Annotated in this window: 24 protein-coding genes; 15 read left to right on the top strand and 9 right to left on the bottom strand. The window is 71.9% G+C overall.

The window, feature by feature from the left end; genetic code table 11:
- Window positions 1-17: 17 nt before the first annotated feature.
- On the bottom strand, window positions 18-1,133 hold the full coding sequence (locus AWC30_RS14680; protein ID WP_085110964.1) for a 13E12 repeat family protein: 1,116 nt from the start codon (window positions 1,131-1,133) through the stop codon (window positions 18-20).
- Window positions 1,134-1,218: 85 nt separating this feature from the next.
- Here AWC30_RS14680 and AWC30_RS14675 point away from each other — a divergent pair, with 85 nt between their 5' ends.
- A complete protein-coding gene (locus AWC30_RS14675; protein WP_085110963.1) occupies window positions 1,219-2,574 on the top strand; it encodes an IS256 family transposase in 1,356 nt (451 codons plus the stop codon).
- A gap of 132 nt (window positions 2,575-2,706) precedes the next feature.
- On the opposite strand, the gene mtr is transcribed toward AWC30_RS14675, so the two are convergent.
- On the bottom strand, window positions 2,707-4,086 hold the full coding sequence (mtr, locus tag AWC30_RS14670; protein ID WP_085110962.1) for a mycothione reductase: 1,380 nt from the start codon (window positions 4,084-4,086) through the stop codon (window positions 2,707-2,709).
- A 105-nt stretch (window positions 4,087-4,191) separates the two neighbouring features.
- On the opposite strand from mtr, the gene mqo reads away from it, so the two are divergent.
- The 7 genes from mqo to AWC30_RS14635 all read left to right on the top strand — a co-directional run bounded on the left by mqo (window position 4,192) and on the right by AWC30_RS14635 (window position 14,253).
- Window positions 4,192-5,697 carry a malate dehydrogenase (quinone) gene (mqo, locus tag AWC30_RS14665; protein ID WP_085110982.1) on the top strand — a complete coding sequence of 502 codons (1,506 nt, stop codon included), beginning with the start codon at window positions 4,192-4,194 and terminating at the stop codon, window positions 5,695-5,697.
- Window positions 5,694-7,574 carry a magnesium chelatase subunit D family protein gene (locus AWC30_RS14660; RefSeq protein ID WP_085110961.1) on the top strand — a complete coding sequence of 627 codons (1,881 nt, stop codon included), beginning with the start codon at window positions 5,694-5,696 and terminating at the stop codon, window positions 7,572-7,574. The genes mqo and AWC30_RS14660 overlap by 4 nt, the downstream gene beginning before the upstream one ends.
- 19 nt (window positions 7,575-7,593) lie before the next feature.
- On the top strand, window positions 7,594-8,208 hold the full coding sequence (gene cobO / locus AWC30_RS14655; protein WP_085110960.1) for a cob(I)yrinic acid a,c-diamide adenosyltransferase: 615 nt from the start codon (window positions 7,594-7,596) through the stop codon (window positions 8,206-8,208).
- A 41-nt stretch (window positions 8,209-8,249) separates the two neighbouring features.
- Entirely contained in the window at window positions 8,250-9,620 is a 1,371-nt protein-coding gene (locus AWC30_RS14650; protein ID WP_085110959.1) for a cobyrinic acid a,c-diamide synthase CobB, read from the top strand.
- Complete coding sequence (cobA, locus tag AWC30_RS14645; RefSeq protein ID WP_085110958.1) at window positions 9,617-10,825, top strand: uroporphyrinogen-III C-methyltransferase; 1,209 nt, start codon at window positions 9,617-9,619, stop codon at window positions 10,823-10,825. Before AWC30_RS14650 ends, cobA begins: the two co-directional genes overlap by 4 nt.
- Before the next feature lie 33 nt (window positions 10,826-10,858).
- The gene (locus AWC30_RS14640) at window positions 10,859-12,382 is read left to right on the top strand and encodes an MFS transporter (protein ID WP_085110957.1); all 1,524 of its coding nucleotides are present in this window, start codon (window positions 10,859-10,861) and stop codon (window positions 12,380-12,382) included.
- 98 nt (window positions 12,383-12,480) lie between these two features.
- Window positions 12,481-14,253, top strand: coding sequence for a proline--tRNA ligase (locus tag AWC30_RS14635; protein WP_085110956.1), 1,773 nt, complete (start codon window positions 12,481-12,483; stop codon window positions 14,251-14,253).
- Here the strand turns inward: AWC30_RS14635 and AWC30_RS14630 are convergent.
- Window positions 14,222-14,656 (bottom strand): ferritin-like domain-containing protein, encoded by a 435-nt coding sequence (locus tag AWC30_RS14630; protein ID WP_085110955.1) that lies wholly within the window; start codon window positions 14,654-14,656, stop codon window positions 14,222-14,224. The two genes, AWC30_RS14635 and AWC30_RS14630, sit on opposite strands and share 32 nt — an antisense overlap.
- The gene (locus AWC30_RS14625) at window positions 14,653-15,144 is read right to left on the bottom strand and encodes a hypothetical protein (RefSeq protein WP_085110954.1); all 492 of its coding nucleotides are present in this window, start codon (window positions 15,142-15,144) and stop codon (window positions 14,653-14,655) included. Before AWC30_RS14625 ends, AWC30_RS14630 begins: the two co-directional genes overlap by 4 nt.
- Window positions 15,145-15,328: 184 nt before the next feature.
- Between AWC30_RS14625 and rimP the strand changes: the two genes are divergently transcribed.
- The 7 genes from rimP (at window position 15,329) to AWC30_RS14590 (ending at window position 22,988) form a co-directional block, all read left to right on the top strand.
- Entirely contained in the window at window positions 15,329-15,877 is a 549-nt protein-coding gene (rimP, locus tag AWC30_RS14620) for a ribosome maturation factor RimP (RefSeq protein ID WP_085110953.1), read from the top strand.
- On the top strand, window positions 15,874-16,986 hold the full coding sequence (nusA, locus tag AWC30_RS14615) for a transcription termination factor NusA (protein ID WP_085110952.1): 1,113 nt from the start codon (window positions 15,874-15,876) through the stop codon (window positions 16,984-16,986). The genes rimP and nusA overlap by 4 nt, the downstream gene beginning before the upstream one ends.
- Before the next feature lie 49 nt (window positions 16,987-17,035).
- Window positions 17,036-17,401, top strand: coding sequence for a YlxR family protein (locus tag AWC30_RS14610; RefSeq protein ID WP_085110951.1), 366 nt, complete (start codon window positions 17,036-17,038; stop codon window positions 17,399-17,401).
- Between the two features lie 63 nt (window positions 17,402-17,464).
- Window positions 17,465-20,143 (top strand): translation initiation factor IF-2, encoded by a 2,679-nt coding sequence (gene infB / locus AWC30_RS14605; RefSeq protein ID WP_085110950.1) that lies wholly within the window; start codon window positions 17,465-17,467, stop codon window positions 20,141-20,143.
- 3 nt (window positions 20,144-20,146) lie between these two features.
- Window positions 20,147-20,695: a 30S ribosome-binding factor RbfA gene (gene rbfA, locus AWC30_RS14600; RefSeq protein ID WP_085110949.1), complete on the top strand. Its 549-nt coding sequence runs from the start codon at window positions 20,147-20,149 to the stop codon at window positions 20,693-20,695.
- Entirely contained in the window at window positions 20,692-21,669 is a 978-nt protein-coding gene (locus tag AWC30_RS14595; RefSeq protein ID WP_234808097.1) for a DHH family phosphoesterase, read from the top strand. The genes rbfA and AWC30_RS14595 overlap by 4 nt, the downstream gene beginning before the upstream one ends.
- A complete protein-coding gene (locus tag AWC30_RS14590) occupies window positions 21,666-22,988 on the top strand; it encodes an MATE family efflux transporter (RefSeq protein WP_085110981.1) in 1,323 nt (440 codons plus the stop codon). Before AWC30_RS14595 ends, AWC30_RS14590 begins: the two co-directional genes overlap by 4 nt.
- 78 nt (window positions 22,989-23,066) lie before the next feature.
- Here AWC30_RS14590 and AWC30_RS14585 read toward each other — a convergent pair whose 3' ends face one another.
- The 5 genes from AWC30_RS14585 to AWC30_RS14565 all read right to left on the bottom strand — a co-directional run bounded on the left by AWC30_RS14585 (window position 23,067) and on the right by AWC30_RS14565 (window position 26,884).
- A complete protein-coding gene (locus AWC30_RS14585) occupies window positions 23,067-23,420 on the bottom strand; it encodes a hypothetical protein (protein WP_133053702.1) in 354 nt (117 codons plus the stop codon).
- Between the two features lie 111 nt (window positions 23,421-23,531).
- On the bottom strand, window positions 23,532-23,900 hold the full coding sequence (locus tag AWC30_RS14580; RefSeq protein WP_085110946.1) for a hypothetical protein: 369 nt from the start codon (window positions 23,898-23,900) through the stop codon (window positions 23,532-23,534).
- Between the two features lie 10 nt (window positions 23,901-23,910).
- Entirely contained in the window at window positions 23,911-24,666 is a 756-nt protein-coding gene (locus AWC30_RS14575) for an enoyl-CoA hydratase (protein WP_085110980.1), read from the bottom strand.
- Window positions 24,667-24,679: 13 nt separating this feature from the next.
- Entirely contained in the window at window positions 24,680-26,293 is a 1,614-nt protein-coding gene (locus tag AWC30_RS14570; protein WP_085110945.1) for a CocE/NonD family hydrolase, read from the bottom strand.
- A gap of 15 nt (window positions 26,294-26,308) precedes the next feature.
- A complete protein-coding gene (locus AWC30_RS14565; RefSeq protein ID WP_085110944.1) occupies window positions 26,309-26,884 on the bottom strand; it encodes a DUF3558 domain-containing protein in 576 nt (191 codons plus the stop codon).
- Window positions 26,885-26,938 lie beyond the last annotated feature (54 nt).

Genomic DNA, 26,938 nt, shown 5'->3' with positions numbered 1-26,938 from the left:
CCAATACGAGACGATCATCAACACAGCCGCCTCAGCGGCATGACACCGACACTGTCACCCGATCGTGCACCAGTCCCGTTGGCGTGGTAGAGGGCTAGGGGTTTGGCGCCGTCGAAGATGGCGAGGTAGTGGTGGGCTTGGGTGGCGAGTTTGAGCACGTCGCTCATGGGCAGCCAGGTGCCGCCGCCGGTGTGGGCTTTGGCGCCGCCGCTCAGGGCGGTGCGGGCCGGGGCTTCCAGTTCGGCCAGGGTGGTGGTGACCACGATGGTGGCGGGCAGGCCGTTGTGGGTGCCGAGTTTTCCGGAGGCGAGCATGGCGGTGGTCAGGGCGGCGAGGGCGTCGTGGTTGCGTTGGCTGGTGGTGCGGTCGTCGTTGTCGATGGCGGCTTGGTTGGGGGTGCCATCGAGGCAGGGGGTGGTGTCGGCGGGGTTGGCCATGCCGGGGGCGGCCCAGCGGGCCAGGACGGCATCGAGGGCGGCGCGGGCTTGAGGGGTCAAGGTGGCGGTCAGGGTGCTCATGCCGTCGGTGTCTTGGCGGCTCAGGGTCAGGCTGCGGCGCCGAGCGCGGTCGACGTCGGAGAACAGGCCGTCGGGGTTGAGGCAGTCGGCCAGGCAGGCGGCGAGTTTGGCCAGTTCGTCGGGGCGGTATTGGCAGGCCAGGTTGGCGAGGTGTTTTTCGGCGTTGGCTGCCAGTTCGGGGTGCACGTCGTTGGGCAGGTGGTGCCAGAAGTCGCGGATGATGTGGATGTGGGCGGCGTTGATGCGCCCGGCGGCCGCGGCGGCGGCGGTGTGGGGCAGCAGTGGGGGTTGGGGTTGGCCGTCGAAGCGGCGGCGCTTACCGAGGTCGGCGGTTTCGTCGATGCGGCGTTTGGCTTCGGCGCGGGTGATGCGCAGCCGGTCGGCCAGCGCCCAGCGCAGTTTGCCGCCGAGTTGTTCGGGGTCGGCGTGGGTCAGCTCGTCGATGAGGGGCCGTTCGAGGGCCGGTAGGCGCCGGCGCAGGGTTTCGATGCGTTCGAGCAGGTTGAGTCGCTCGGGGGTGGTCAGGGTGTCAAAGGACAGTTCCAGCGCGCGGGTCAGGTCGGCATCCAGGGCGTCGAAGGTTTCGACGACCTCTTCCCGACTACTCGAACGCATGTTCGAATTATAGCTCGCGGATCGGACACGCGCAGGGGGTGTCAGATGGTCTGTGTAGGTCCGGGAAACGGAAGGATCTCAGGACGTGACGACAGACAAGGATGTGGATTCGCAGCTGGTTGAGGCTGGTTCCACGGTGGAGATGGCCGAGGCGCTTCGGGCCTCTGGCGCAGTGGATGAACTGCTGGCTCAAATCGATACTGGTGAGGTTGCGCTGACTGGCGAGGGTGGCTTGTTGCCCGGCCTGATCAAGCTCGCCTTGGAGCGGGGGCTGACGGCCGAGCTGACGGATCACCTGGGATATGAGAAGGGTGATCCGGTCGGGCGGGAGCTGCCCAATGCCCGTAACGGTTCTTCGCCCAAGACGGTGCTGACAGAGGCGGGCCCGGTGCCTTTGGAGGTACCTCGAGATCGGGATGGTTCGTTCACCCCGCGCCTGGTGCCCAAGGGCCAACGCCGCATCGGGGGCCTCGACGACATGATCATCTCGCTTTATGCCGGTGGAATGACGTTGCGGGATATTCAATTTCATCTGGCGTCCACGATCGGCACCGAAGTCTCACATGAGACGATCTCCAAGATCGTCGACGAGATCTCCGATGAGGTCCTTGCCTGGCAGCGCCGGCCGCTGGAGTCGCTGTATCCGGTGATCTACCTCGACGCGATGATCGTGAAGGTCAAAGACGGCGGCCACACCCGCAACAAGGCCGCTCACATCGCCGTAGGGGTCGATATGGCCGGGATCAAGCACGTCCTGGGCATCTGGGTTCAAAACAACGAAGGCGCGGCGTTTTGGGCGTCGGTCTGTGCTGACCTGGCCAACCGCGGGATCCGCGATGTGCTGATCGTCTGCTGCGACGGGTTGACCGGCTTCCCCGAGGCGATCGCGGCCACCTGGTCACAAGCCAAGGTGCAAACGTGCGTGGTCCACCTGATCCGCAACGCGCTGCGATTCGTGTCCTACAGCGACCGCAAGGCCGTGGCTAACGCCCTCAAACCGGTCTACACCGCGGTTGACGCTGAAGCTGCTCGCGCCGAGCTCGATGCCTTCGCCGCATCGGAATTGGGTTCCAAGAACCCGACGGTGACCAGGGCTTTCGATCGAGCCTGGCAGCAGTTCATTCCGTTTTTGGCGTTCCCGCCGGAACTGCGGCGGGTGATCTACACGACGAACTCCATCGAGTCGCTGAACTACCAGATGCGCAAAGTCATCAAAACTCGCGGCCAGTTCCCTAACGACGCCGCCGTGGTGAAGTTGCTGTGGCTGGCGATCTGCAACATCGAGGACAAACGAGCCGCTGAGCGGGCCAAGGAACGCGGCCAGAAACGTTGCCGAACAGCCCCCGGACGACTCGTGGAAGGCCAGGTGGTCACCAACTGGAAGAAGGCCCTCGAACAGCTCACGCTGGTCTACCCAGACCGCATCGAGCCGTACCTATAAGCACCACAACCGAACTATCCAGGCAGACGACTTACACAGAAAACTTGACATGCTCACCGCGCACCCCAAAACCACCCGGAACCGGGCACCAGAATCATTGGGACGCAAGTGATTACTGAGCCGACACACCCGTCACCCCAACCCCAACAGCGCGTTCTCCACCACCTCGGCCAGCGCCGGGTGAATCCAGTACTGACCCCGGGCCATCTCCCGGGCGGGCAACCCGAAACTCATCGCCTGCAGCAGCGGCTGGATCAACGACGACGCCTCCGGGCCCATCAGGTGCGCACCCAGCAGTCGGCCGGTCCCGCGTTCGGCCACCAGCTTCACGATCCCGGTGGTGTCCTCCATCGCCCAGCCGTAGGCCACATCGCCGTAGTTCTGCACCTTCACCGACACGTCGAACCCCTGGGCTCTCGCCTCGGTCTCGGTCAGCCCCGCCCAGGCCACCTGCGGATGGGTGAACACCGCGGCGGGCACATACCGGTGGTCCGAGGCGGTCATGAACTGCGTGTCGTCCCAGTCGCAGAGCAGGTTGTCGGCGACCACCCGGGCCTCGTGGTTGGCGACGTGCTTGAGCTCGTAGGCCGAGGAGACGTCACCGAGCGCGAACACCCCGCGCGCGGAAGTGCGCTGGTACTCGTCGACCAGCACCCGCCCGTCCTGAACCTCGACCCCGGCGGTCTCGGCGTCGAGCAGGTCCCCGTTGGGCCGGCGCCCGGTGGCTGCCAGCAGCATGTCGGCGGCGAGCACCGACCCGTCGTCCAGGGTCAGCTCCACGCCGTCGGGGACGTCGCGGGCGTCCACGACGCTGCAGTGGCCGCGCACCTCCCACTGGTCGGCGGCGATACGGGTGAACGCCTCGGTGAGGTCGGGGTCCAGGTGACGCAGCATCGCGCCGCTGCGCAGCAGCAGGGTGATCCGCACCCCGAACGCGGAGAAGATGTGCGCGAACTCCGCCGCGATGAACCCGCCGCCGACGATCACCAGGTGCTTCGGCAACTCCGGGATCCGCATGACGGTGTCGCTGGTCTGGTAGCTGACCCCGCTGTCGGCGATCGCGGGCGGGACGGTGGCCCGCGACCCGGCACCGAGCACCACCTGGGCGGCGCGGAACTCCTCGCCGGCGGCGGTGCGCAGCAGGTAGCCGTCGCCCTCGTCGGGGCCGGCGAAGCGGGTGTGGGTGTCGTAGACGTCGATGGCCGGGTCGGCGCGCCGGTAGTTCTCCCCGCCCTCGGCGATCGGGTCGATGCGGCCGAAGATGCGGGAGACGATGTCGCCCCAGCGCACCCCGGTCAACGTCGCGTCGACGCCGTAGCGGCCCGCCTCGGTGACGGTGCGGGCCACGTCGGCCGCGTAGACGAACATCTTGGTGGGGATGCAACCGACGTTCAGGCAGGTGCCGCCGAACGTGCCCTGTTCGCAGATCGCCACCCGTTTACCGCTGTACCGCTCGTCGAGAATCGAGTTCGCCGACCCGGTGCCGATGATGGCGAGATCATAGGTTCGCATCGTCGTACCAGCTTAGGTGCACAACGCAGCGGCCCGCGGCCGGGGCGGACCGCGTCGCGATAATCTAAAGGCCGGTACCGAACCGCCCGACTTCTAAGGACAGTGGTGTCAAACCCGAAGGAAGCCCGAACCGAGAAGACCGACGTCGTGCTGGTTGGCGCGGGGATCATGAGCGCCACGCTGGGCGTGTTGCTGCGCAGGCTGCAGCCGGACTGGTCGATCACGTTGATCGAGCGACTCGACGGCGCCGCGGCGGAGAGCAGCGACCCGTGGAACAACGCCGGCACCGGACACTCGGCGCTGTGCGAGCTCAACTACACCCCCGAGCTGCCCGACGGCTCCATCGACATCACCAAGGCGGTGAAGGTCAACGAGCAGTTCCAGGTCACCCGGCAGTTCTGGGCGTACGCGGTGGAGAACGGCATCCTCACCGACGTCCGCAACTTCTTGAACCCGATCCCGCACGTCAGCTTCGTGCACGGCGCCGACCGGGTGGACTACCTGCGGCGCCGCAAGGAGGCGCTGGCGTCCAACCCGCTGTTCGCGGCCACCGAGTTCATCGACGACCCCGACGAGTTCGCCCGCCGGCTGCCGTTGATGGCCGCCGGTCGGGACTTCACCGAGCCGGTCGCGCTGAACTGGTCCACCGACGGCACCGACGTGGACTTCGGTGCGCTGTCCCGCCAGCTCATCGCCTACGGGGTCAACAGCGGCATCAACGCGCTGTTCGGCCACGAGGTGCGCAACCTGTCCCGGCAGTCCGACGGCAGCTGGGCGGTGAAGGTGCGCAACCGCCGCACCCGCGCCAACCGCACCATCAACGCCAAGTTCGTCTTCGTCGGCGCCGGCGGTCAGGCACTGCCGCTGCTGCAGAAGGCCGGCGTCAAGGCCGCCCGCGGCTTCGCCGGATTCCCGGTCGGCGGCAAGTTCATCCGCACCGGCAATCCCGACGTGACCGCCGGACACCACGCGAAGGTCTACGGCTTCCCGCCGCTGGGCGCGCCGCCGATGTCGGCGCCGCACCTGGACACCCGGGTCATCGCAGGCAAACCGTTCCTGCTGTTCGGGCCGTTCGCCGGGTGGACGCCGAAGTTCTTGAAGCAGGGACACTTCACCGATCTGCCCAAGTCGATCAAACCGAACAACCTGCTCCAGATGGCGTCCATCGGGGTCACCGAGTTGAGCCTGGTGAACTACCTGGTCGGCCAGCTGGTGCTCAGCGACGCCGACCGGGTCGACGCACTGCGCGAGTTCGCGCCCACCGCCCGCGACGGTGACTGGGAGACCATCGAGGCCGGCCAGCGGGTGCAGGTCATCCGCCCCGACGGGCTCAAGGGGGTGCTGGAGTTCGGCACTACCACCCTCGTCGACGACGAGCGGACGATGGCCGGGCTGCTCGGCGCGTCCCCGGGCGCGTCCACCGCGGTGCCGGCCATGCTCGACGTGCTGGAACGGTGTTTCCCGGACCGGTTCCCGGCCTGGCAACCGACGCTGAAAGAGATGGTGCCGTCACTGGGCACCAAGCTCTCCGACGAGCCGGCGCTGTTCGAAGAGGTCTGGGATTGGGGCACCAAGGTGCTCGGGTTGCAGGCCGACGGCGTTTCACCGTGACAGCCGAGCAGACCGGACCGAAACCGTACCCGTTCAGCGCGATCGTCGGCCATGACCGGCTGCGGCTCGCGCTGATCCTCTGCGCGGTGCGCCCCGAGATCGGCGGGGTGCTCATCCGCGGCGAGAAAGGCACCGCCAAATCCACCGCGGTGCGCGGGCTGGCCGCCCTGCTGGCCGCCCTGCCCGGCACCGCCGGTGGCACCGCCCGCCTCGTCGAACTGCCGATCGGGGCCACCGAGGACCGGGTGGTGGGCTCGCTGGACCTGCAGAAGGTGCTGCGCGACGGCGAACACGCCTTCTCCCCGGGGCTGCTGGCCCGCGCCCACGGCGGCGTGCTCTACGTCGACGAGGTCAACCTGCTGCACGACCACCTGGTCGACGTGCTGCTCGACGCGGCGGCGATGGGCCGGGTGCACATCGAACGCGACGGCATCTCGCACTCGCATGAGGCCCGCTTCGTGTTGATCGGCACGATGAACCCCGAGGAGGGCGAGCTGCGCCCGCAGCTGCTCGACCGTTTCGGGCTCACCGTGGAGGTCTACGCCTCCCGCGACGTCGACGTGCGCACCCAGGTGGTGCGTCAGCGGATGGCCTACGAGGCCGACCCGGACGGTTTCGCCGACCACTACGCCGCCGACGACGTCGAGCTGGCCCGCCGGATCGCCGCCGCACGCGGCCGGGTCGACGACGTGGAGCTGCCCGACCTGGAGCTGCGCCGCATCGCCGCGCTGTGCGCCGCTTTCGACGTCGACGGGATGCGCGCCGACCTGGTGGTGGCCCGCACCGCGGTGGCGCACGCCGCGTGGCGTGGCGCGGACAGCGTCGCCGAGGAGGACGTGCGGGTGGCCGCGGAACTGGCTCTGCCGCACCGGCGCCGACGCGACCCGTTCGACGACCCGGGCATCGACCCCGAGCAGCTCGACGAGGCGTTGTCCCAGGCCGGTGCCGACGCCGAGAACAGCGACCCCGAGCCGGACCCGGACCCGCCCGGCGGCGGGCAGGCCCAGGATGGCGAAACCACACCGCCACAGCGGGATTCGGGCTCGCAGAGCGGTGCAGCAACCCGGCCGCCGAGTCCGAGCGCGCCGCCGGCGCGGCTGTTCCGCACCCGCGCGCTCACCGTGCCCGGGGTGGGGGAGGGCGTACCGGGGCGACGTTCCCGCGCCCGTAACAGCACCGGGATGAAGGTCCGGGCCGCCGAACCCGACGCGCCCGGCCACGGCCTGCACCTGTTCGCCACCGTGCTGGCCGCCGCGGAGAACGCGGGCGGGCCGGGACGGCTGCGACCGGGCGCGGGCGACCTGCGCCGCGCGGTGCGGGAAGGCCGGGAAGGCAACCTGGTGATCTTCCTGGTCGACGCGTCGGGGTCGATGGCGGCCCGGGACCGGATGGCCGCGGTCAGCGGTGCGGCGCTGTCGCTGCTGCGCGACGCCTACCAGCGCCGGGACAAGGTCGCGGTGATCACCTTCCGCGGCCGCCAGGCCGACCTGCTGCTGCCACCGACCTCCTCGGCGCACATCGCCGGACGGCGACTGGCCCAGTTCGACACCGGTGGCAAGACACCGCTGGCGGAGGGGCTGATCAGTGCGCGCGACCTGGTCGCCCGCGAACGGGTCCGCGACCCGGCCCGCCGCCCGCTGGTCGTGGTGCTCACCGACGGCCGGGCCACCGGTGGCCCGGATCCGTTGGGCCGCAGCGCGACCGCCGCGGCCCGGCTGGTCGCCCAGGGCGCGGCGGCGGTGGTGGTCGACTGCGAGACGTCGTTCGTGCGCCTCGGTCTGGCCGACCGGCTCGCCGGCCAACTGGGTGCACCGCTGGTGCGGCTGGAACAGCTGCGCGCCGATCAGTTGACCATGGCCGTGCGCAGCGCGGCCTGATCGTCGAGGAGGAACCGCGATGCCGAAGGGACAGCCACCGGTGGTCCCCGACGACGGCCTGAGCACCAAACAACGCCGCAACGCCCCGCTGCTGGCGGTGCACACCGGCCCGGGCAAGGGCAAGTCGACCGCCGCGTTCGGGATGGCGCTGCGCGCCTGGAACGCCGGGCTGAGCGTCGGGGTGTTCCAGTTCGTCAAGAGCGCCAAGTGGCGGGTCGGTGAGGAGTCCGTCTTCCACCGGCTCGGCGAGTTGCACGACGAACACGGCGTGGGCGCGCCGGTGCAGTGGCACAAGATGGGTTCGGGCTGGTCGTGGTCGCGCAAGCCTGGCAGCGAGGACGACCACGCCGCCTCGGCCGCCGAGGGCTGGGCGGAGGTGGCCCGCCGGCTCGCTGAGCAGGAACACGATTTCTACGTGCTCGACGAGTTCACCTACCCGCTCAAGTGGGGGTGGGTCGACGTTGACGAGGTGGTGAGCACCCTGCAGGCTCGGCCCGGCAAGCAGCACGTGGTGATCACCGGTCGCGACGCCCCCGAGGCGCTGATGACGGCCGCCGACCTGGTCACCGAGATGACCAAGATCAAGCACCCGATGGACGCGGGACGCAAGGGGCAGAAGGGGATCGAATGGTGACCCCGGCTCTCGCGGCGTTTCGGCACCGGTAGGGCCGGTCGGTGACGGCCACGCCGGCCGTGGTGATCGCGGCACCGGCCTCCGGGTCGGGGAAGACCACGGTGGCAACGGGTTTGATGGGCGCGTTGCGCGCCGCCGGTCACCGGGTCGCCGGATTCAAGGTCGGGCCCGACTTCATCGACCCGGGTTACCACGCCCTGGCCACCGGCAGGCCCGGCCGCAACCTGGACCCGATCCTGGTGGGCGAGGACCGGATCGGCCCGCTGTACCGCCACGGCGCCACCGGCGCCGACATCGCCGTCGTCGAAGGCGTGATGGGGCTCTTCGACGGGCGCATCGACCCCGACGTCACCACCGGCGTCGCGGCGGGTTCCACCGCACGGGTCGCCGCACTGCTCGGTGCGCCGGTGCTGCTGGTCGTCGACGGCCGCGGCCAAAGCCACAGCATCGCCGCGCTGCTGCACGGTTTCACCACCTTCGACCCGGCCACCCGCATCGCCGGGGTGATCCTCAACCGGGTCGGCTCCCCCCGGCACCGCGCGGTGCTGGAGTCGGCCTGCGAACAGGCCGGCGTGCCGGTGCTCGGCGCGATCCCGCGCGACACCGAACTCGCCGTCCCCAGTAGGCATCTGGGGCTGGTGACCGCCGTCGAACACGGTCGCGCCGCCGCCGACGCCGTCGCCGCGATGGCCGCACTGGCCGCGCGACACCTGGACCTCGAGGCGATCACCGCGCTGGCCGACACCCGGGCGCCCGGCCCGGCCTGGGACCCGCGCGCCGAGGTCGGCGCCCCGGTGACCGGGGAGCCGCTCGTCGCGCTCGCGGCGGGCAAGGCGTTCAGCTTCGGCTACCCCGAACACGCCGAGCTGCTGCGCGCGGCCGGCGCGCAGGTCGCCGAGTTCGACCCGCTGGCCGACCCGCTGCCCGCCGGCGCCGGCGCCCTGGTGCTGCCCGGCGGCTTCCCGGAGCAGTACGCGCCGGAGCTGTCGGCCAACAGCGCGCTGCGCGAGCAGGTCGCCGCACTGGCCCGCAGCGCCCCGGTGCACGCCGAATGCGCCGGGCTGACCTACCTGGCCACCGACCTCGACGGCGCGCCGATGTGCGGGGTGTTGGACGGGTCGGCGCGGTTCACCGACCGGCTCACCCTGGGCTACCGCGACGCGGTCGCCGCCACCGACTCCCCGGCGCACCCGGCCGGCGCCCGGGTGGTCGGCCACGAGTTCCACCGCACCGCGGTGCGCTTCGCCGCCGCGCCGGCGCCCGCCTGGCTGTATCGCGGCACCGACGGGGTGACGGTCGCCGACGGCGTCGCCGGGCCCCGGCTGCACGCGGCATACCTACATACTCATCCGGCCGGGCATCCGCAGGCGGTGCGGCGCTTCGTGGCGCACGCGGTTAGGTTGGCCGGGTGAGCGAGCAAGCGAGCGAGAACGCCTACCTGGTCGGGCTGCGGCTGGCCGGGCGCAAGGTCGTCGTGGTCGGCGGCGGCAACGTCGCGCAGCGCCGGCTCGGCCTGCTGGCCGCCAGCGGCGCCGACGTGCACGTCATCGCCCGTGCGGCCACCCCGGCGGTCGAGGCCATGCCGGGGATCACCCTGCTGCTGCGCGACTACCGCGACGGCGACCTCGACGGAGCCTGGTACGCCCTGGCCGCCACCGACGAGCCGGCGGTCAACGCCGCCGTCGTCGCCGAGGCCGACCGCAGGCAGATCTTCTGCGTGCGCGCCGACGTCGCGGTGGCCGGCAGCGCGGTCACCCCGGCCACCGTCGATCATGCCGGGCTGCTGGTCGGGGTGCTCGCCGGCGGGGAGCACCGCCGCTCGGCGGCGATCCGCTCGGCGATCGCCGAAGCCCTGCAGACCGGCGCGGTCAGTGTGCACAGCCCGGACGCCGCCCCCGGCGGGGTGGCGCTGGTCGGCGCGGGCCCGGGCGACCCGGAGCTGATCACGGTGCGCGGCCGGCGGTTGCTGGCCGAGGCCGACGTGGTGGTGGCCGACCGGCTCGCCCCGCCGCAGCTGCTCGGCGAGCTCGGCCCGCACGTGGAGGTCATCGACGCCGCCAAGATCCCCTACGGGCGGGCGATGGCCCAGGACGCGATCAACGCGGTGCTCATCGATCGGGCGCGGGCAGGCAAGTTCGTGGTGCGGCTCAAGGGCGGTGACCCGTTCGTGTTCGCCCGCGGCTACGAGGAGGTGCAGGCCTGCGCGGAGGCCGGGGTCCCGGTCACCGTCGTACCCGGTGTGACCAGCGCCATCGCGGTGCCCGCGCTGGCCGGGGTGCCGGTCACCCACCGGGCGGTCAACCACGAGTTCGTCGTGGTCAGCGGTCACGTGCCGCCCGGCTCGCCCGAATCGTTAGTGAATTGGGACGCACTGGCGAAGATGTCCGGCACGATCGTGCTGCTGATGGCGGTCGAACGCATCGAACAGTTCAGCGCCGCGCTGCTGGCGGGCGGTCGACCTGCGGAAACACCGGTGCTGGTGGTTCAGCACGGCACCACCGCGGCCGAATACGCGCTGCGGGCGACGCTGGTCGACGCGCCGGAGAAGATCCGCGCCGAGGGGATCCGACCCCCCGCGATCATCGTGATCGGGCCGGTCGCCGGCTTCGGCGCTTAAACTCTTCTTAATATTACTGTAGGGTAGCCCGCTATGACGGCTCTCAAGGATGCGGAGCGGGAAGCCCGGATGAGCGATGTGAGCAGGTTCTACCCCGCCTGGCTGCCCTCCTATCGGTTCGTGGCCGCGGTCATCGCCATCGGCGGGATGCAGCTGCTGGCCACCATGGACTCCACCGTGGCGATCGTGGCGCTGCCCCGCATCCAGGACGACCTCGGGCTCTCCGACGCCGGGCGCAGCTGGGTCATCACCGCCTACGTGCTGACCTTCGGCGGGCTGATGCTGCTCGGTGGGCGGCTTGGCGACACCATCGGCCGCAAGCGCACCTTCATCGTCGGGGTCTCGCTGTTCACCATCGCCTCGGTGCTGTGCGGGGTGGCCTGGGACGCCCCGACGCTGGTGATCGCCCGGCTGCTGCAGGGGGTCGGCTCGGCCATCGCCTCGCCGACCGGGCTGGCGCTGATCGCCACCACCTTCGCCAAGGGGCCCGCCCGCAACACCGCCACCGCGGTGTTCGGCGCGATGACCGCGATCGGCTCGGTGATGGGCCTGGTGGTCGGCGGCGCACTGACCGAGGTGTCCTGGCGGCTGGCCTTCCTGGTCAACGTGCCGATCGGGCTGGTGATGATCTACCTGGCCCGCACCGCGCTGCGGGAGACCGTGCGGGAGCGGATGAAGCTGGACGCCACCGGCGCGCTGCTGGCCACGCTGGGCTGCACCGCGGCGGTGTTCGCCTTCACCCAGGGGCCGGTCAGCGGCTGGCTGTCCCCGGTCACGCTGGGCCTCGGCGCGGTCGCGGCGGTCTGCGGGATCGCCTTCATCATCGCCGAGCGCTCCGCGGAGAACCCGGTGGTGCCGTTCGACCTGTTCTACGACCGAAACCGGCTGGCGGTGTTCGGGGCGATCTTCCTGGCCGGCGGGGTGCTGTTCACCCTGACCGTGCTCATCGGGCTCTACGTGCAGGACATCCTGGGCTACTCGGCGCTGCGCGCCGGGATCGGCTTCATCCCGTTCGTGATCGGGATGGGGATCGGGCTGGGGGCGTCCTCGCAGCTGGTGCGGTTCTTCTCGCCACGGGTGCTGGTGATCGGCGGCGGTGTCCTGGTGCTCGCCGCGATGCTGTACGGCTCCACCCTGCACGCCGGGATCCCGTACTTCCCCGACCTGGTGATCCCGATCACGGTCGGCGGGATCGGCATCGGCGCGATCGTGGTGCCGTTGATGCTGTCGGCGATCGCCGGGGTGGGCTTCGACCAGATCGGCCCGGTCTCGGCGATCGCGCTGATGCTGCAGAACCTGGGCGGGCCGCTGGTGCTGGCCGTCATCCAGGCCGTCATCACCTCCCGCACCCTGTACCTGGGCGGGATCACCGGGCCGGTCAAGGACATGAACGACGCCCAGCTGCACGCGCTGGACCAGGGCTACACCTACGGGCTGCTGTGGGTCGCGGCGGTCGCGGTGCTCGTCGGCGCGGCGGCGCTGCTGATCGGCTACACCTCCAAGCAGGTGGCGCAGGCCCAGGAGGTCAAGGACGCGTTCGACGCCGGTGAGCTGTAGCCGCGATGCCGACGGGCGGTGACCCGCTGCGCGCGGCGGCGCCGCGCTGACGATCACCGTGCGGGCCGGGCCGGGCCGCACCGATAAGCTGGCCCGCTGTGATCACCCGCATGTCCGAACTGTTCCTGCGCACGCTGCGCGACGACCCCGCCGACGCCGAGGTGCCCAGCCACAAGCTGCTGATCCGGGCCGGCTACATCCGCCCGGTCGCGCCGGGGCTGTACAGCTGGCTGCCGCTGGGGCTACGGGTGCTGCGCCGCATCGAACAGATCGTCCGCGAGGAGATGAACGCCATCGGCGGCCAGGAGATCCTGTTGCCCGCCCTGCTGCCGCGCGCGCCGTATGAGACCACCCAGCGCTGGACCGAATACGGCGACACCATGTTCCGGCTGACCGACCGTCGCAACAACGACTATCTGCTCGGTCCCACCCACGAGGAGCTGTTCACCCTCACGGTCAAGGGGGAGTACAGCTCCTACAAGGACTTCCCGGTACTGCTGTACCAGATTCAGACAAAGTACCGCGACGAGGCACGGCCGCGGGCCGGCATCCTGCGCGGCCGGGAGTTCGTGATGAAGGACTCCTACTCCTTCGACGTCGACGACGCCGGGCTGGTCGCCGCCTACGACGCGCACCGCGCCGCCTACCGGCGGATCTTCGACCGGATGGGCATCGACTACGTCGTCGTCGCGGCGCTCTCCGGCGCGATGGGCGGCTCGGCCTCCGAGGAGTTCCTGGCCGAGAGCCCGGTCGGCGAGGACACCTTCGTCCGCTGCCCGGACTCCGACTACGCCGCCAACGTCGAGGCGGTGATCACCCCGAGCCCGCCGCCGCAGCCGCTGGACGGCAGGCCCGAGCCCGCCGTGCACGACACCGGCGACACCCCGACGATCGCCGCCCTGGTGGAGTGGGCCACCGCCGCGGGCATCACCACCGTCGACGGCGCCCCGGTGAGCGCCGCCGACACCCTCAAGAACGTGCTGCTGAAGGTCCGTGCCCCCGGCGGCGACTGGGAACTGTTGGGCATCGGGCTGCCCGGTGACCGCGAGGTCGACGACAAGCGGCTGGCCGCGGCCCTGGAACCGGCCGAATACGCCCTGCTCGACGACCGCGACTTCGCCGAGTACCCGTTCCTGGTCAAGGGGTACATCGGCCCGAAAGCGCTGCGCGACAACGGGGTCCGCTATCTGGTCGACCCACGCGTGGTGGACGGGACCAGCTGGATCACCGGAGCCGACCAGCCGGGCAGGCACGTCGTCGGGCTGATCGCCGGCCGCGACTTCACCGCCGACGGCACCATCGAGGCCGCCGAGGTGCGCGACGGCGACCCGTCCCCGGACGGGGCCGGCCCGCTGGTCAGCGCCCGCGGCATCGAGATCGGCCACATCTTCCAGCTCGGCCGCAAATACACCGACGCGTTCGCCGCCGACGTGCTCGGCGAGGACGGCAAACCGGTGCGGCTCACGATGGGCTCCTACGGCATCGGGATCTCCCGGCTGGTCGCGGTCATCGCCGAACAGCACCACGACGAGCTGGGCCTGCGCTGGCCGTCGGCGGTCGCCCCGTTCGACCTGCACCTGGTGATCGCCAACAAGGACGAGCAGGCCCGCGCGGGCGCGCTGGAACTGGCCGCGGAACTGGACCGCCGCGGCGTGGCCGTCCTACTCGACGACCGCGGCGCATCCCCGGGGGTGAAGTTCAAGGACGCCGAACTGCTCGGGGTGCCCTGGATCGTGGTGGTCGGCCGCGGCTGGGCCGACGGCGTGGTGGAGTTGCGGGATCGCTTCGGGGGACAGGCCGACGAGCTCGCCGTCTCCGCCGGCCTGGCCGACGAGCTGGCTACTCGCTGCCGCCCGGAAACGTCTCGGTGACCGGCGTCGCGCCCCGCACCACGTTCCACCGCGCCGCGGTGACCGCGCACTCGGTCAGCGCCGCGAGCGCCAACTCGCGGTCTTCGCCGGTCTCGGCGCGCTCGAGCACCGCCCGCCAGGCCACCGCGGCGTCGTTCTCCATCCGCACCGCCAGTTCGGCCGCCTGGTCCGGGTCGGTCACCGGCATCGGCAGCTCGTAGCCGGCCGCGGCCACCGGCGCGTCGACACCGCGCGCGCCCAGCAACGCGATCACCGCGTCGCGGCGGTCGCGGTGCTCGCGCATCGCGGCGGCGACCAGGTCGTTGACGTCGAAAGGCGAATGCGCCGACACCATCCCGTAGCCGTAGATCACCCCGTGCTCGACGTCCAGCGCGTCGCAGAACGCCTGCTCGACGTCGCTCATCGCGCCGACTCCGGACCGGCGAGGGTGACGGTGGAATCCACCGTGCAGGCCGCGGCGATCGAGCCGAGCAGCCCGGCCCGGTACCCGGACTCGGTCCGCGCCGCGGCGGTGGCGCGCTGCGCGGACTCACCCAGCGCCGCCACCACCTGCGCGACGTCGGCCGCGCCCGCGGCGGCCGGGGTGGTGGTCTCGTCGGTGCTGGTCGCGACCGTGGTGACCCGGGCGATCTCGGTCGTCAGAACCCGGGCGTGGGCCTGCCTGCGGTCCGCGACCTGCTGCAGCAGGTCGGCGAGCGGGACGGTGGCGCCGGCGGCCGCCGCAGCGGCCAGGTCGGCGTCCCGGCGCGCCAGCTCCACCTGCTCGACCAGCTCGTCGGGTGCCGGCGGCGCCGCCGGACCGCACGCGCCGGCGGCGACGGTCAGCAACGCCAGCGACGCACCGCCGGCCAGCAGCCGACGGCGGCTGAACGGGGGCGGTGAGCTCGGCACAGCGACATCCTGCCATTGGCCGCCCGGCCGGCGGCGGACCGGGCAGCGGCAACCCGGCCGCGGGGTGGGGCCGTTCGCGGCCGCGGCCGCCGCATCTGGCGTATCGTTGGTGGCTGATTCGCCGGACGCCGCTGGTGCCGGCGATCGACGCGATGACCGGACAACTCAAGATGAGGAGCTCGCCGTGGCCACCGGGCTACCTTCACAGACTCGGGTGATCGAGCTACTCGATGCGGAGTTCGCGCGAGCCGGCTACGAAATCGAAGACGTCGTCATCGACGCACGCGCCCGGCCGCCCCGCATCACCGTGATCGCCGACGGGGACACCGCCCTGAACTCCGACACGATCGCGCAGCTCTCCCGCACCGCCTCGACCCTGCTCGACCGCGATCCCGGCACCGAGGGCTACCTGCTGGAGGTCAGCTCGCCGGGCGTGGACCGCCCGCTCACCGCCGAGAAGCACTTCCGCCGGGCCCGCGGGCGCAAGGTCGCGGTGCGGCTGGCCGACGGCACCGAGCTGACCGGCCGGGTCGGGGCCACCGAGCCCGACGGGGTCGCGCTGGTGGTGGCCGCCGGAAAGAAGGAGTGGACGCTGCGCGAGGTCCGGTTCGCCGACATCGCGCACGCGGTCGTGCAGATCGAGTTCGCCGGCCCGGATCCCCGCGAACTGGAATTGGCCGGTGTCGCCGCGGGACCCGCCGCAGGCGCGGACAGCAAGGAGGCCGGGGCGTGAACATCGACATGGCGACACTGCACGCGATCGAGGCCGAGAAGGGCATCTCGGTGGACGTGGTGGTCGAGACCATCAAGTCCGCCCTGCTGACCGCCTACCGGCACACCGAGGGCCACCACGGCGACGCCCGCATCGAGATCGACCGCAAGTCCGGCGCGGTGCAGGTGATCGCCCGCGAGACCGACGAAGACGGCAACCTGCTCAGCGAGTGGGACGACACCCCCGAGGGGTTCGGCCGCATCGCCGCCACCACCGCCCGGCAGGTGATCCTGCAGCGGCTGCGCGACGCGGAGAACGAACGCACCTACGGCGAGTTCTCCGCCCGTGAGGGCGACATCGTCGGCGGGGTGATCCAGCGCGACGCCCGCCAGAACGCCCGCGGGCTGGTGGTGGTGCGCATCGGCAGCGAAACCACCGGCTCCGAGGGCGTCATCCCGGTCGCCGAACAGGTCCCCGGCGAGACCTACGACCACGGCGACCGGCTGCGCTGCTACGTGGTCGGGGTCTCCCGCGGCCCGCGCGAACCGGTGGTGACGCTCTCCCGCACCCACCCCAACCTGGTGCGCAAGCTGTTCGCGCTGGAGGTGCCCGAGATCGCCGACGGCTCGGTGGACATCGTCGCGGTGGCCCGCGAGGCCGGGCACCGCTCCAAGATCGCGGTGAGCTCGCGGGTCTCCGGACTCAACGCCAAGGGCGCCTGCATCGGGCCGATGGGCCAGCGGGTACGCAACGTGATGAGCGAGCTGGCCGGGGAGAAGATCGACATCATCGACTACGACCCGGACCCGGCGCGGTTCGTGGCCAACGCGCTGTCCCCGGCGAAGGTGGTCTCGGTGACGGTCATCGACCAGACCACCCGAGCCGCGCGGGTCGTCGTCCCGGACTTCCAGCTGTCGCTGGCGATCGGCAAGGAGGGGCAGAACGCCCGGCTGGCGGCCCGGCTGACCGGGTGGCGCATCGACATCCGCAGCGACGCCGCAGACCCGGCGGACCCGGACCACCACGGCGCGGGCATCGCCGAGCCCGACGGCGGCCTGCCCGCCGGGCGGGTGCCGGGGGCGGCCCCCGACCGGGCGGACTCGCCGGCCGCCGGCGGCCCCGACCACTGAACCCCCGCGGGTGGTTCGGAGTACGGCCGCAGTGAAGGTAGACTCACCGATGGTCCAGCACGCGTCATCGGAATCCGAGCCCCGCCCGCACCGGCATCAGCCGGTACGGACCTGTATCGGATGCCGGCAGCGAGCGCTGGCCGCCGATCTGCTTCGCACAGTCGCGGTGTCGACCGGGGACGGAAACCATGCCGTCACCGTTGACACGGCGGGTAACCTGCCGGGGCGGGGCGCCTGGTTGCACCCCACACCGCGGTGTCTGCGCGCAGCCGTTCGGCGGCGAGCCTTCGCCAGGGCGCTGCGGATCACCGGTTCACCGGACACGACTGCGGTGGCCGAGCACCTCGGGGTGCTCGACCCGCCGCACGACAGGACAGGCAACGAAGAACATGAGCACACCGTGAAGACCCGATGACCATGTGTCATAGCTAACCGAGGCGCGGCCACCACCGCTGTCGCCTCATGGACAGGAGAAGTAGTGGCAAAGGCCCGCGTACACCAGTTGGCTAAGCAGCTCGGTGTCACCAGCAAGGAAGTGCTCGCCCGACTGAGCGAACAGGGCGAATTCGTCAAATCCGCGTCGTCGACGGTGGAAGCACCGGTCGCGCGCCGGCTGCTGGAATCCTTCGGCGGCCCCAAGCCGGAGAAGAAGGAGCCGGCCAAACCGGCCGCCAAGTCCGCGTCGGCCGCCCCCAAACCGGCCGCCCCGGCCGCACCGGCGCCCACCCCGGGCGACGGCGCCGCCCCGACCCCGGCCGCGCCCGCCGCCTCGACCCCACCGCCGGCGCCGACCCCAACACCGGCGCCGACGCCGCCCGCGCAGCAGCCGGCCACCCCGCCGGCACCGGCGGCGTCGTCCGGGCCCAAACCGGGCGCCCCCACCCCGGGCCCACGCCCGGCGCCGCGGGCCGGCGCCCGGCCGCCGCGGGTGGGCAACAACCCCTTCTCCACCGCGCAGCCCGCCGAGCGGGCCATCCCGCGCCCGCAGCCGCCCCGCCCGGGGATGCCGCGGCCCGGCGGTGGCGCCACCCCCAGCAACATGCCGTCGCGCCCGGCGAACATGCCCGGCCGCGCCCGCCCCGGCGGCGGCCCGCGACCCGGCCCCGGCGGCCGGGGTGCCGGCGCCGGAGCCGGTCGGCCCGGTGGCGGCGGCGGTGGCGGCGGTTTCCGCGGTGGCGGCGGCCCGCCGCCCCCCGGTGGCGGCTACCGCGGCCGCGGCCGGCCCGGCCAGCGCGGCAGCACCGCCGGTGCGTTCGGCCGTCCCGGCGGCGCCCCGCGGCGCGGCCGCAAGTCCAAGCGGCAGAAGCGCCAGGAATACGACTCGATGCAGGCGCCCGCGGTCGGCGGCGTCCGGCTGCCCCGCGGCAACGGCGAGACCATCCGGCTGGCCCGCGGCGCATCGCTGTCCGACTTCGCCGAGAAGATCGACGCCAACCCGGCCGCGCTGGTGCAGGCGCTGTTCAACCTCGGGGAGATGGTCACCGCCACCGCGTCGGTGGGTGATGACACCCTCGAGCTTCTCGGCAGCGAGATGAACTACAAGGTGCAGGTCGTCTCGCCCGAGGACGAGGACCGCGAGCTGCTGGAGTCGTTCGACCTGACCTACGGGGAGGACGAGGGCACCGACGAGGACCTGCAGGTCCGTCCGCCGGTGGTGACCGTGATGGGTCACGTCGACCACGGGAAGACCCGACTGCTCGATTCCATCCGCAAGGCCACCGTCGGGCAGGGCGAAGCCGGCGGCATCACCCAGCACATCGGCGCCTACCAGGTGACGGTGGACTTCGAGGACGGCGAGCGGCTGATCACCTTCCTCGACACCCCCGGTCACGAGGCGTTCACGGCCATGCGTGCCCGCGGTGCCAAGGCCACCGACATCGCGATCCTGGTGGTCGCCGCCGACGACGGTGTGATGCCGCAGACGGTGGAGGCCATCAACCACGCGCAGGCCGCCGAGGTGCCGATCGTGGTGGCGGTCAACAAGATCGACAAGGAAGGCGCCGACCCGCAGAAGATCCGCGGCCAGCTCACCGAGTACGGCCTGGTGCCCGAGGAGTTCGGCGGCGACACCATGTTCGTCGACATCTCCGCCAAGAACGGCACCAACATCGAGGCGCTGGAAGAGGCGGTGCTGCTGACCGCCGACGCGGCCCTGGACCTGCGGGCCAACCCCGACATGGAGGCCCAGGGGGTGGCCATCGAGGCGCACCTGGACCGCGGTCGCGGTCCGGTCGCCACCGTGCTGATCCAGCGCGGCACCCTGCGGGTGGGCGACTCGATCGTCGCCGGCGACGCCTACGGGCGGGTGCGGCGGATGGTCGACGAGCACGGCGACGACGTCGAGGAGGCGACACCGTCGCGACCGGTGCAGGTGCTCGGCTTCACCTCCGTGCCCGGCGCCGGCGACAACCTGCTGGTCGTCGACGAGGACCGCATCGCCCGGCAGATCGCCGACAAGCGCAACGCGCGCAAGCGCAACGCGCTGGCGGCCCGCTCCCGCAAGCGGATCTCGCTGGAGGACCTGGACTCGGCGCTGAAGGAAACCAACCAGCTGAACCTGATCCTCAAGGGCGACAACGCCGGCACGGTCGAGGCGCTCGAGGAGGCCCTGATGGGCATCCAGATCGACGACGAGGTCGCGCTGCGGGTCATCGACCGCGGTGTCGGTGGCATCACCGAGACCAACGTGAACCTGGCGTCGGCCTCCGACGGCATCATCATCGGGTTCAACGTGCGCGCCGAGGGCAAGGCCACCGAACTGGCCAACCGCGAGGGCGTGGACATCCGCTACTACTCGGTGATCTATCAGGCGATCGAGGAGATCGAGAGCGCGCTCAAGGGCATGCTCAAACCGATCTACGAGGAGAAGGAACTCGGCCGCGCCGAGATCCGGGCGCTGTTCCGCTCGTCGAAGGTCGGCAACATCGCCGGCTGCCTGGTCACCTCCGGGGTGGTGCGCCGCAACGCCAAGGCGCGACTGCTGCGCGACTCGGTGGTGGTCGCCGACAACCTCACCGTGTCCTCGCTGCGCCGGGAGAAGGACGACGTCACCGAGGTCCGCGACGGCTACGAATGCGGTCTGACGCTGACCTACAACGACATCAAGGAAGGCGACGTCATCGAGACCTACGAGCTGGTGGAGAAGGAGCGGAGCTAGCAGATGGCTGACCCGGCCCGGGCCCGTCGACTGGCCAAGCGGATCGCGACGATCGTCGCCTCGACGATCGAGCACGAGATCAAGGATCCGCGGCTGACCGGGGTGACGATCACCGACGCCAAGGTCACCGCCGATCTGCACGACGCGACCTTGTACTACACCGTGCTGGGGCGCACCCTCGATGACGTGCCCGACTACGCCGGGGTGGCGGCGGCGCTGGAGAGCGCCAAGGGACTGCTGCGCACCAAGGTGGGCGCCGAGACCGGGGTGCGGTTCACCCCGACGTTGGCGTTCACCCGCGACACCGTGCCCGACACCGCCAACCGGATGGCGGAGCTGCTCGCCGCGGCCAAGGCCGCCGACGCCGACTTGGCGCGGGTGCGCGAAGGAGCCCGGCCGGCCGGGGACGCCGACCCGTACCGGGTGCGCCCGGGCGCCGAGGACGACAGGGACGACGGGGCCGAGTCGGACGACGCCGGGGACGATAGCGGGGCCGGCCGGGACACAGCGGACGAGCGGTCGGGGGATGAGCGATTCGACGGCGGCAGGTGAACGCCCCGACCCGACGAGACGTCGACGCGGCCGGCGCCGCCGAACTGGTGTCGGCCGCCACCCGGGTCGCCGTGGTCTGCCACGTCCACCCCGACGCCGACACGATCGGCGCCGGCCTCGCACTGGCCACGGTGCTGGAACGCGACGGCAAGGACGTGCAGGTCAGCTTCGCCGCACCGGAACGGTTGCCGCAGTCGCTGGCCAGCCTGCCCGGCGGGCACCTGCTGGTCGCGCCGGCGGCGCTGCGCCGCGAGGTGGACCTGGCGGTGACGGTGGACAGCCCCAGCGTCGACCGGCTCGGCGACCTGGGTGACCTGGCCGACCCGGTGCGCGAGGTGCTGGTCATCGACCACCACGCATCCAACCAGCTGTTCGGCACGGCGAACTTCGTCGACGCGGCCGCCGACTCGACCACGATGCTGGTCGCCGACCTGCTCGACGCCTGGGGCCGACCGATCGACGCCGACGTCGCGCACTGCCTCTACGCCGGGCTGGCCACCGACACCGGGTCGTTCCGGTGGGCCAGCGCGCGGGCGCACCGGCTGGCCGCCCGGCTGCTGGAGACCGGCGTGGACAACGCCGCGATCAGCCGGGTGCTGATGGACACCCACCCCTACGCGTGGCTGCCGATGCTGTCGCGGGTGCTGGCCTCGGCGGTGCTGGAGCCCGACGCGGCGGGCGGACGCGGGCTGGTCTACGCCGTGGTCGACCACCGCGAGTGTGCGGCCGCGCGCGCCGAGGAGATCGAGAGCATCGTCGACATCGTGCGCACCACCGCGCAGGCCGAGGTGGCCGCGGTGTTCAAAGAGGTGGAGCCGCAACGCTGGTCGGTGTCGATGCGGGCCAAGTCCGCGGTGGACCTCTCGGTGGTGGCGGCCGGGTTCGGCGGCGGCGGACACAAGCTGGCCGCCGGCTACACCGCGATCGGTTCGGCCGGCGAGGTGACAGCGGCACTGTGCGCGGCGCTGGACTGACCCCGGCGGACCCTCCCAGCGCGCGGCGGATCGCCGCGCTGGCCGCCCCGGCGCTCGGGGTGCTGGCGGCCGAGCCGCTGTATCTGCTGTTCGACACCGCGATCGTCGGCCGGCTCGGTGCGGTGCCGCTGGCCGGGCTGGCGATCGGCGGGTTGAGCCTGGCCGTGGTCGGTTCGCAGGCGACGTTCCTGTCCTACGGCACCACGGCGCGTGCGGCCCGGCTGTACGGCGCAGGCAGGTATCGCGCCGCGGTCGCCGAGGGCGTGCAGGCCAGCTGGCTGGCGCTGGCGATCGGGGTCGTCGTGGTGGCCGTGGTGCAGCTGGTCGCCGAGCCACTGCTGGCGGTGCTGGCCGGTGACGCCGCGATCGCCGCGGCCGCGCTGTCGTGGCTGCGGATCGCGGTCTTCGGGGTGCCGGCGATCCTGGTCTCGCTGGCCGGCAACGGCTGGATGCGCGGCGTGCAGCAGACGGTCCGGCCGCTGCGGTTCGTGGTGGCCGGGTTCGCGGTCTCGGCGCTGCTGTGCCCGGCGCTGGTATACGGCCTGGCCGGGCTGCCGCGGCTGGGGCTGCCCGGGTCGGCGGTGGCCAACCTGGTGGGGCAGTGGCTGGCCGCGGTGCTGTTCCTCGCCGCGCTCCTCGCCGAGCGCGCCGCGCTGCGCCCGGTGCCCGCGGTGCTGCGCGGGCAGCTGGTGATGGGCCGCGACCTGCTGGTGCGCAGCCTGGCGTTTCAGGCCTGCTTCGTCTCCGCGGCGGCGGTGGCCGCCCGGTTCGGGGCGGCGGCGGTCGCCGCGCACCAGGTGGTGCTGCAGCTGTGGACGTTTTTGTCGCTGGTGCTGGACTCGCTGGCGATCGCGGCGCAGGCGCTGGTCGGTGCCGCACTCGGGGCGGGCGATCGCGGGCACGCGGTGTCGGTGGCGCGGCGGGTGACCGGCTACTCGGCGGCCGCGGCGACGGTGCTGGCGCTGCTGCTGGCGGCCGGTGCCCCGGTGTTGCCTGCGGTGTTCACCGACGATGCGGCGGTGCGCGCCGCGATCGGGGTGCCGTGGTGGTTCCTGGTGGCCCAACTTCCCCTCGCCGGGGCGGTTTTCGGACTCGACGGGGTGCTGCTGGGCGCCGGGGACGCGACGTTCATGCGCAATGCGACGGTGCTGGCCGCGCTGGTCGGGTTCCTGCCCGCGATCTGGCTGTCCCTGGTCTTCGGCTGGGGGTTGGCCGGGATCTGGTCGGGGCTGACCGCGTTCATGGTGTTGCGGCTGGTGCTGGTGGGCTACCGCGGGATCTCCGGGCGCTGGGCGACCGTCACCACCGGCCCAACGTGAACCCAGGTTCACGTTCGAGCTCGAGCGTGCGCATGGGTTCACGCTCGGCGACTGCGGGGGAGCGGTAGCGCCCGTTGACTACCGGGTGCCGGCCGCTTCGGTCAGGAGACCACCGATAAACCACGCCCCGGCGAAGACCGCCCATCCCAGAATCGGCCCGACGACCAGGGCGTTGTCTGCGGCCGCCGCCCGACCCATGCCGACCACCGCGACCACGACGGCCGCGGCGAAACCGCCCCAGTAGACCAGATGAGCAGCACCGAGCACGGCTCCGTTGCAGGAGTTCAGACACGAGTCGCCGATCATGGCGGCACTGAGTGAGCAGAGGAAACTCGCCCCGACCAACACGGTGGTGAGTGCGGATGTCAGCAGGATGTCCCAGGTGGCGGGTGATTGGGCTGGGCCGGTGCGACGTTCACGAGGTGCGGTCATGACGACAATCGTCGCGCCGGGGTAGGCGTCGCACATGAGTGACGCTACTCAGATCAGCGTGGTGCCCACGTCGGGGAACCGCTCGATCGCCTGAGCCGCGGGCGGGGGAGATCAGTCGGGCAGTCCGCTGATCACCATGACCGCGCCGGTCAGATAGCTCGCCAGGAAGACGACCCAGCCGACCACCGGCCAGATCACCAGGAGCCGGCGGCGCACCGCGGCGACGATGACGCCGATGAGGGTGACCAGCACCGCGACCGCGGCACCGCCCCACGCCACCGCATAGCCGGTGTCGATCAGCCCGTAGTCGCACGGATTGGCCTGCGAACACGCGGCGGTGGCCGTCCCGGCCAGCAGCGAATAGAGCAGCGCCGCGGCCATCACCAGCAGCAATACCGCGGTCAGCGACGCGGTGAGCACCGGGTCCCACAGTGGGCGTTGCGGGTGGCGCGGCCCCGGGCCGTACGGCGGCTGGACCACGCCGGCCCGCTCAGCGCACCTGTTCGCGGCCGCGGCGCAGCACCGCGTCCCGGTTGGCGGCGACGTCGTCGCCGCTGGTGCCGGCCAGCCACTGCCGCGCCGCGGCGGCCTCCAGCCACAGCCCGGGTGCGGTCGCCGCCTCGTCGATGCGGTGATAGGAGGCCAGCAGGGCGCGCACCGCGGCGGGGTTGTTGCCCACGATCGAGGCGGCGACGGCGCGGGCGGCCGGCAGCAGCTCGTCGTGCGCCACCACCTCGGTGACCAGCCCGGCCCGCAGCGCCCCGGCCGCGTCGAGATAGTCACCGGTCAGGCTCATCCGGCGGGCCAGCCCCACCCCGACCTTCTGCGGCAGCCGCACCGTCATGCCCCAGGTCGGCAGGATCCCCACCCGGGCGTGCGTGTCGGCGAACCGGGCCCGCTCCGAGGCGATCAGGATGTCGCAGTACAGTGCCAGCTCCAGGCCGCCGGTGACCGCGGCCCCGTTGATCGCCCCGATCACCGGGGTGCGCATCGCCGGCCAGCGCGGCGAGATGTCGGGCAACTCCGTGGAGTCACCGAGCTCCTTGAGGTCCAGCCCGGCGCAGAACACCGGGTCGGCGCCGGTCAGGATGATCACGTCGACGTCGTCGTCGCGGTCGGCCTCGGACAGCGCGGCGTAGAAGCGCTCCCGCAACGCGGCCGACAGCGCATTGCGCGCCTGCGGCCGGTTCAGGGTCAGGGTGCGCACCCGGTCGGCGGTCTCGATGAGCAGGATGTCGTCGGTCATGTGCTCACCGTAGTCAGTGCCGCTCGAGGCCCGGCGCACCCACCGGCAGCAGCAGCCGCGAGACACCGAACGCCACCGTGTGGGTGGCCGGCCGCAGCACGGTGCCGGAGACCACCGGCTCCCCGGTGCCCAGGTTGCGGGCGAACCGCGGATGACAGCCGCCCGCGATCAGCAACCGGATCCGTGAGCTCGCCGAGAACCGGTGTGCGACGGTGTCCAACTCCAGGCGCACCGGGCCAGGCCGGCCGGTCAGCCGCAGGTAGCCGTCGGCGACGTTGAGCGACCTGCCGTCCGGGTGCACCTCGCCGAGCCGGACGAACAGGTCGGCGTGCGGGTTGTCGGAGCCGTGGTCGAGTTCGACCACCGGACGACCGGTCACGGTCAGGTCCGCGGTGAGCATCTCGCCGGTGAAGGTCAGCACGTCGGCGCGCTCGGCCAGCCTCCGGTCGTCGCGGTAGCCGCTGTCGGGGGAGAGCAGCCGCCCGCCGACGGTCGGGGTGGGGTCGGCCGGGTCGAAGCGGAACGACGCCGGCACCGCCCCGGGCTGCGGCACCGCGGCGGCCAGCCGGCCCGGATGCAGGTGCAGGACCTGCCGGGCGGTCGCGGCCGGTAGGTCGCCGGTCTCGGCCCAGCCCGCCCCGGTGACCCAGACCCGCACCGGCTGGGCGCGGGTGTCCGGCCCGCCGGCAAGGTGGGTGTCCAGCCAGGCCAGCGACTCCCGGCACAGCGTGCCCAACCCGCTGGTGAGCATCTGGCTGTGTGTCCACGGCCCCATCGTCAAGGCGACCGGCACCCCGCGCTCGCGCAGCCTGCGGTACTGGTGCAGGGTCTGCTCGGCGAACAGGTCCTGCCAGCCACCGATCAGCAGCACCGGGATGTCGGCCCGGTCCAGGGCCGCGGGCACCCGCAGCGGCTCCCAGAACGGGTCGGCGGGGTCGGGGTGGGCCAGCCACGACTCGTACCAGCGGGCGCGGTCGCCGAGCATCGCGCGGGCCGCGGCCCCGGCGGGCAGCCGGTCGGCGGTGCGGCGTACCCGGCGCCGCGACCACAGCAGACGCGCCCGTCCGGCGCCCTCCTGGTGGGCCATCAGGTCGCTCCATCCCAGGAAGTCGTTGAGGGCGAACGCCCCGGTGCCCCACGAGGTCGCGCTGAAATCGTGCGGGCCCGCGACGATTACCGCGGCGGTCAGCTCCGGCGGTGGGTCGGTGAGCAGGGCCCACTGAGTGAAGCCCAGATAGGACAGGCCGATGGTGGCGAACGTCCCGGTGAACCACGGCTGGCGGCGCAGCCAGTCGACCGTGTCGGCGCCGTCGGCCACCTCGTGGACCATCGGGGTGAACACCCCGCCGGAACCGAAGGTGCCGCGCACGCTCTGCAGCACGACGTGGTAGCCGCGGGCGGCGTAGAGCCGCGCGAACACCACCGAGTTCGGCAGGCCCCGCCCGTAGGGGCAGCGCACCAGCACGGTGCCGGCTGCCGCGCCCACCGGGGCGTAGTGGTCGGCGAGCAACTCCACACCGTCGCGCATCGGCACCCGCACCCGGGTCCGGGTGAACCGGGTCGTGGGCTTGCGCAGTCCGAGCACCCGGCCCAGCCCGAGATCACCCCGCCGGTGTGGCACAGCCATCGCGATGCGGTGGGATCAGAACTTGTAGAACGGCGAAAGCTGTTCGGCGCGTTCGCGGTTGGTGGCCAGGCAGTCCGGCTGCGGGTTGGAGTAGACCGGCGAGTAGAACAGCGACTGCTGGATCACCCCGTAGCTGGTCTTGAACGTCACCATGCAGGTGACCCACCACCGGTTGTTCCAGTCGGTGGGCTTCATCACCCAGTACTCGGCGGCGCGGTGGCCGTTGATCGTGGTCTCCAGGGCGTCTGCCGGCAGGGTCTCGGCGTAGGTGCGCCACACGATCGCCTCGACCGCCAGCTGGTAGTTGCCCGCGTCGTAGTGGCACCGCATCGGGGTCTCCGGCTCCGGCGGGGTGTAGGCCAACCCGAGGCCGGCCACCACGTCGAAGGGGATCTCGTCGCACGGCTCGAACGGCTTGGGGTCGGTCAGGTTCGCGATCGGGCTCTTGATCGTCGTGGTGATCGGCACGTCGGTGGAGCGCAACTGCACCGCCGCCGAATCGGTGCCGGCCGGCGGCGCGCTCTGCGCGACCAGCACCATGGCCAGCACCAGCGCGGCCAGCGCCGCGAACAGACGCACCTTGGCGACCATCACACCCCTTGCATCGACTCGTCGTTGCCCGGGAGTGTACAAGTCGGCCACCCG

Source organism: Mycolicibacillus trivialis (genome assembly GCF_002102395.1).
In the GTDB taxonomy this organism is placed as follows: domain Bacteria; phylum Actinomycetota; class Actinomycetes; order Mycobacteriales; family Mycobacteriaceae; genus Mycobacterium; species Mycobacterium triviale.
Note: the sequence above shows the minus strand (reverse complement) of the source record. Positions and strands in the feature narration are given on the sequence as shown.

Bases quoted from the DNA above. Each gene is read 5' to 3' on its own strand.
- AWC30_RS14575 (WP_085110980.1), bottom strand. From the start codon at position 24,666: ATGACCGACGACATCCTGCTCATCGAGACCGCCGACCGGGTGCGCACC.
- AWC30_RS14585 (WP_133053702.1), bottom strand. From the start codon at position 23,420: ATGACCGCACCTCGTGAACGTCGCACCGGCCCAGCCCAATCACCCGCC.
- mtr (WP_085110962.1), bottom strand. From the start codon at position 4,086: ATGCGAACCTATGATCTCGCCATCATCGGCACCGGGTCGGCGAACTCG.
- AWC30_RS14610 (WP_085110951.1), top strand. From the start codon at position 17,036: ATGGTCCAGCACGCGTCATCGGAATCCGAGCCCCGCCCGCACCGGCAT.
- rbfA (WP_085110949.1), top strand. From the start codon at position 20,147: ATGGCTGACCCGGCCCGGGCCCGTCGACTGGCCAAGCGGATCGCGACG.
- AWC30_RS14630 (WP_085110955.1), bottom strand. From the start codon at position 14,656: ATGAGCGACGTCGAGCAGGCGTTCTGCGACGCGCTGGACGTCGAGCAC.
- AWC30_RS14680 (WP_085110964.1), bottom strand. From the start codon at position 1,133: ATGCGTTCGAGTAGTCGGGAAGAGGTCGTCGAAACCTTCGACGCCCTG.
- AWC30_RS14640 (WP_085110957.1), top strand. From the start codon at position 10,859: ATGACGGCTCTCAAGGATGCGGAGCGGGAAGCCCGGATGAGCGATGTG.
- AWC30_RS14570 (WP_085110945.1), bottom strand. From the start codon at position 26,293: ATGGCTGTGCCACACCGGCGGGGTGATCTCGGGCTGGGCCGGGTGCTC.
- AWC30_RS14565 (WP_085110944.1), bottom strand. From the start codon at position 26,884: ATGGTCGCCAAGGTGCGTCTGTTCGCGGCGCTGGCCGCGCTGGTGCTG.
- cobO (WP_085110960.1), top strand. From the start codon at position 7,594: ATGCCGAAGGGACAGCCACCGGTGGTCCCCGACGACGGCCTGAGCACC.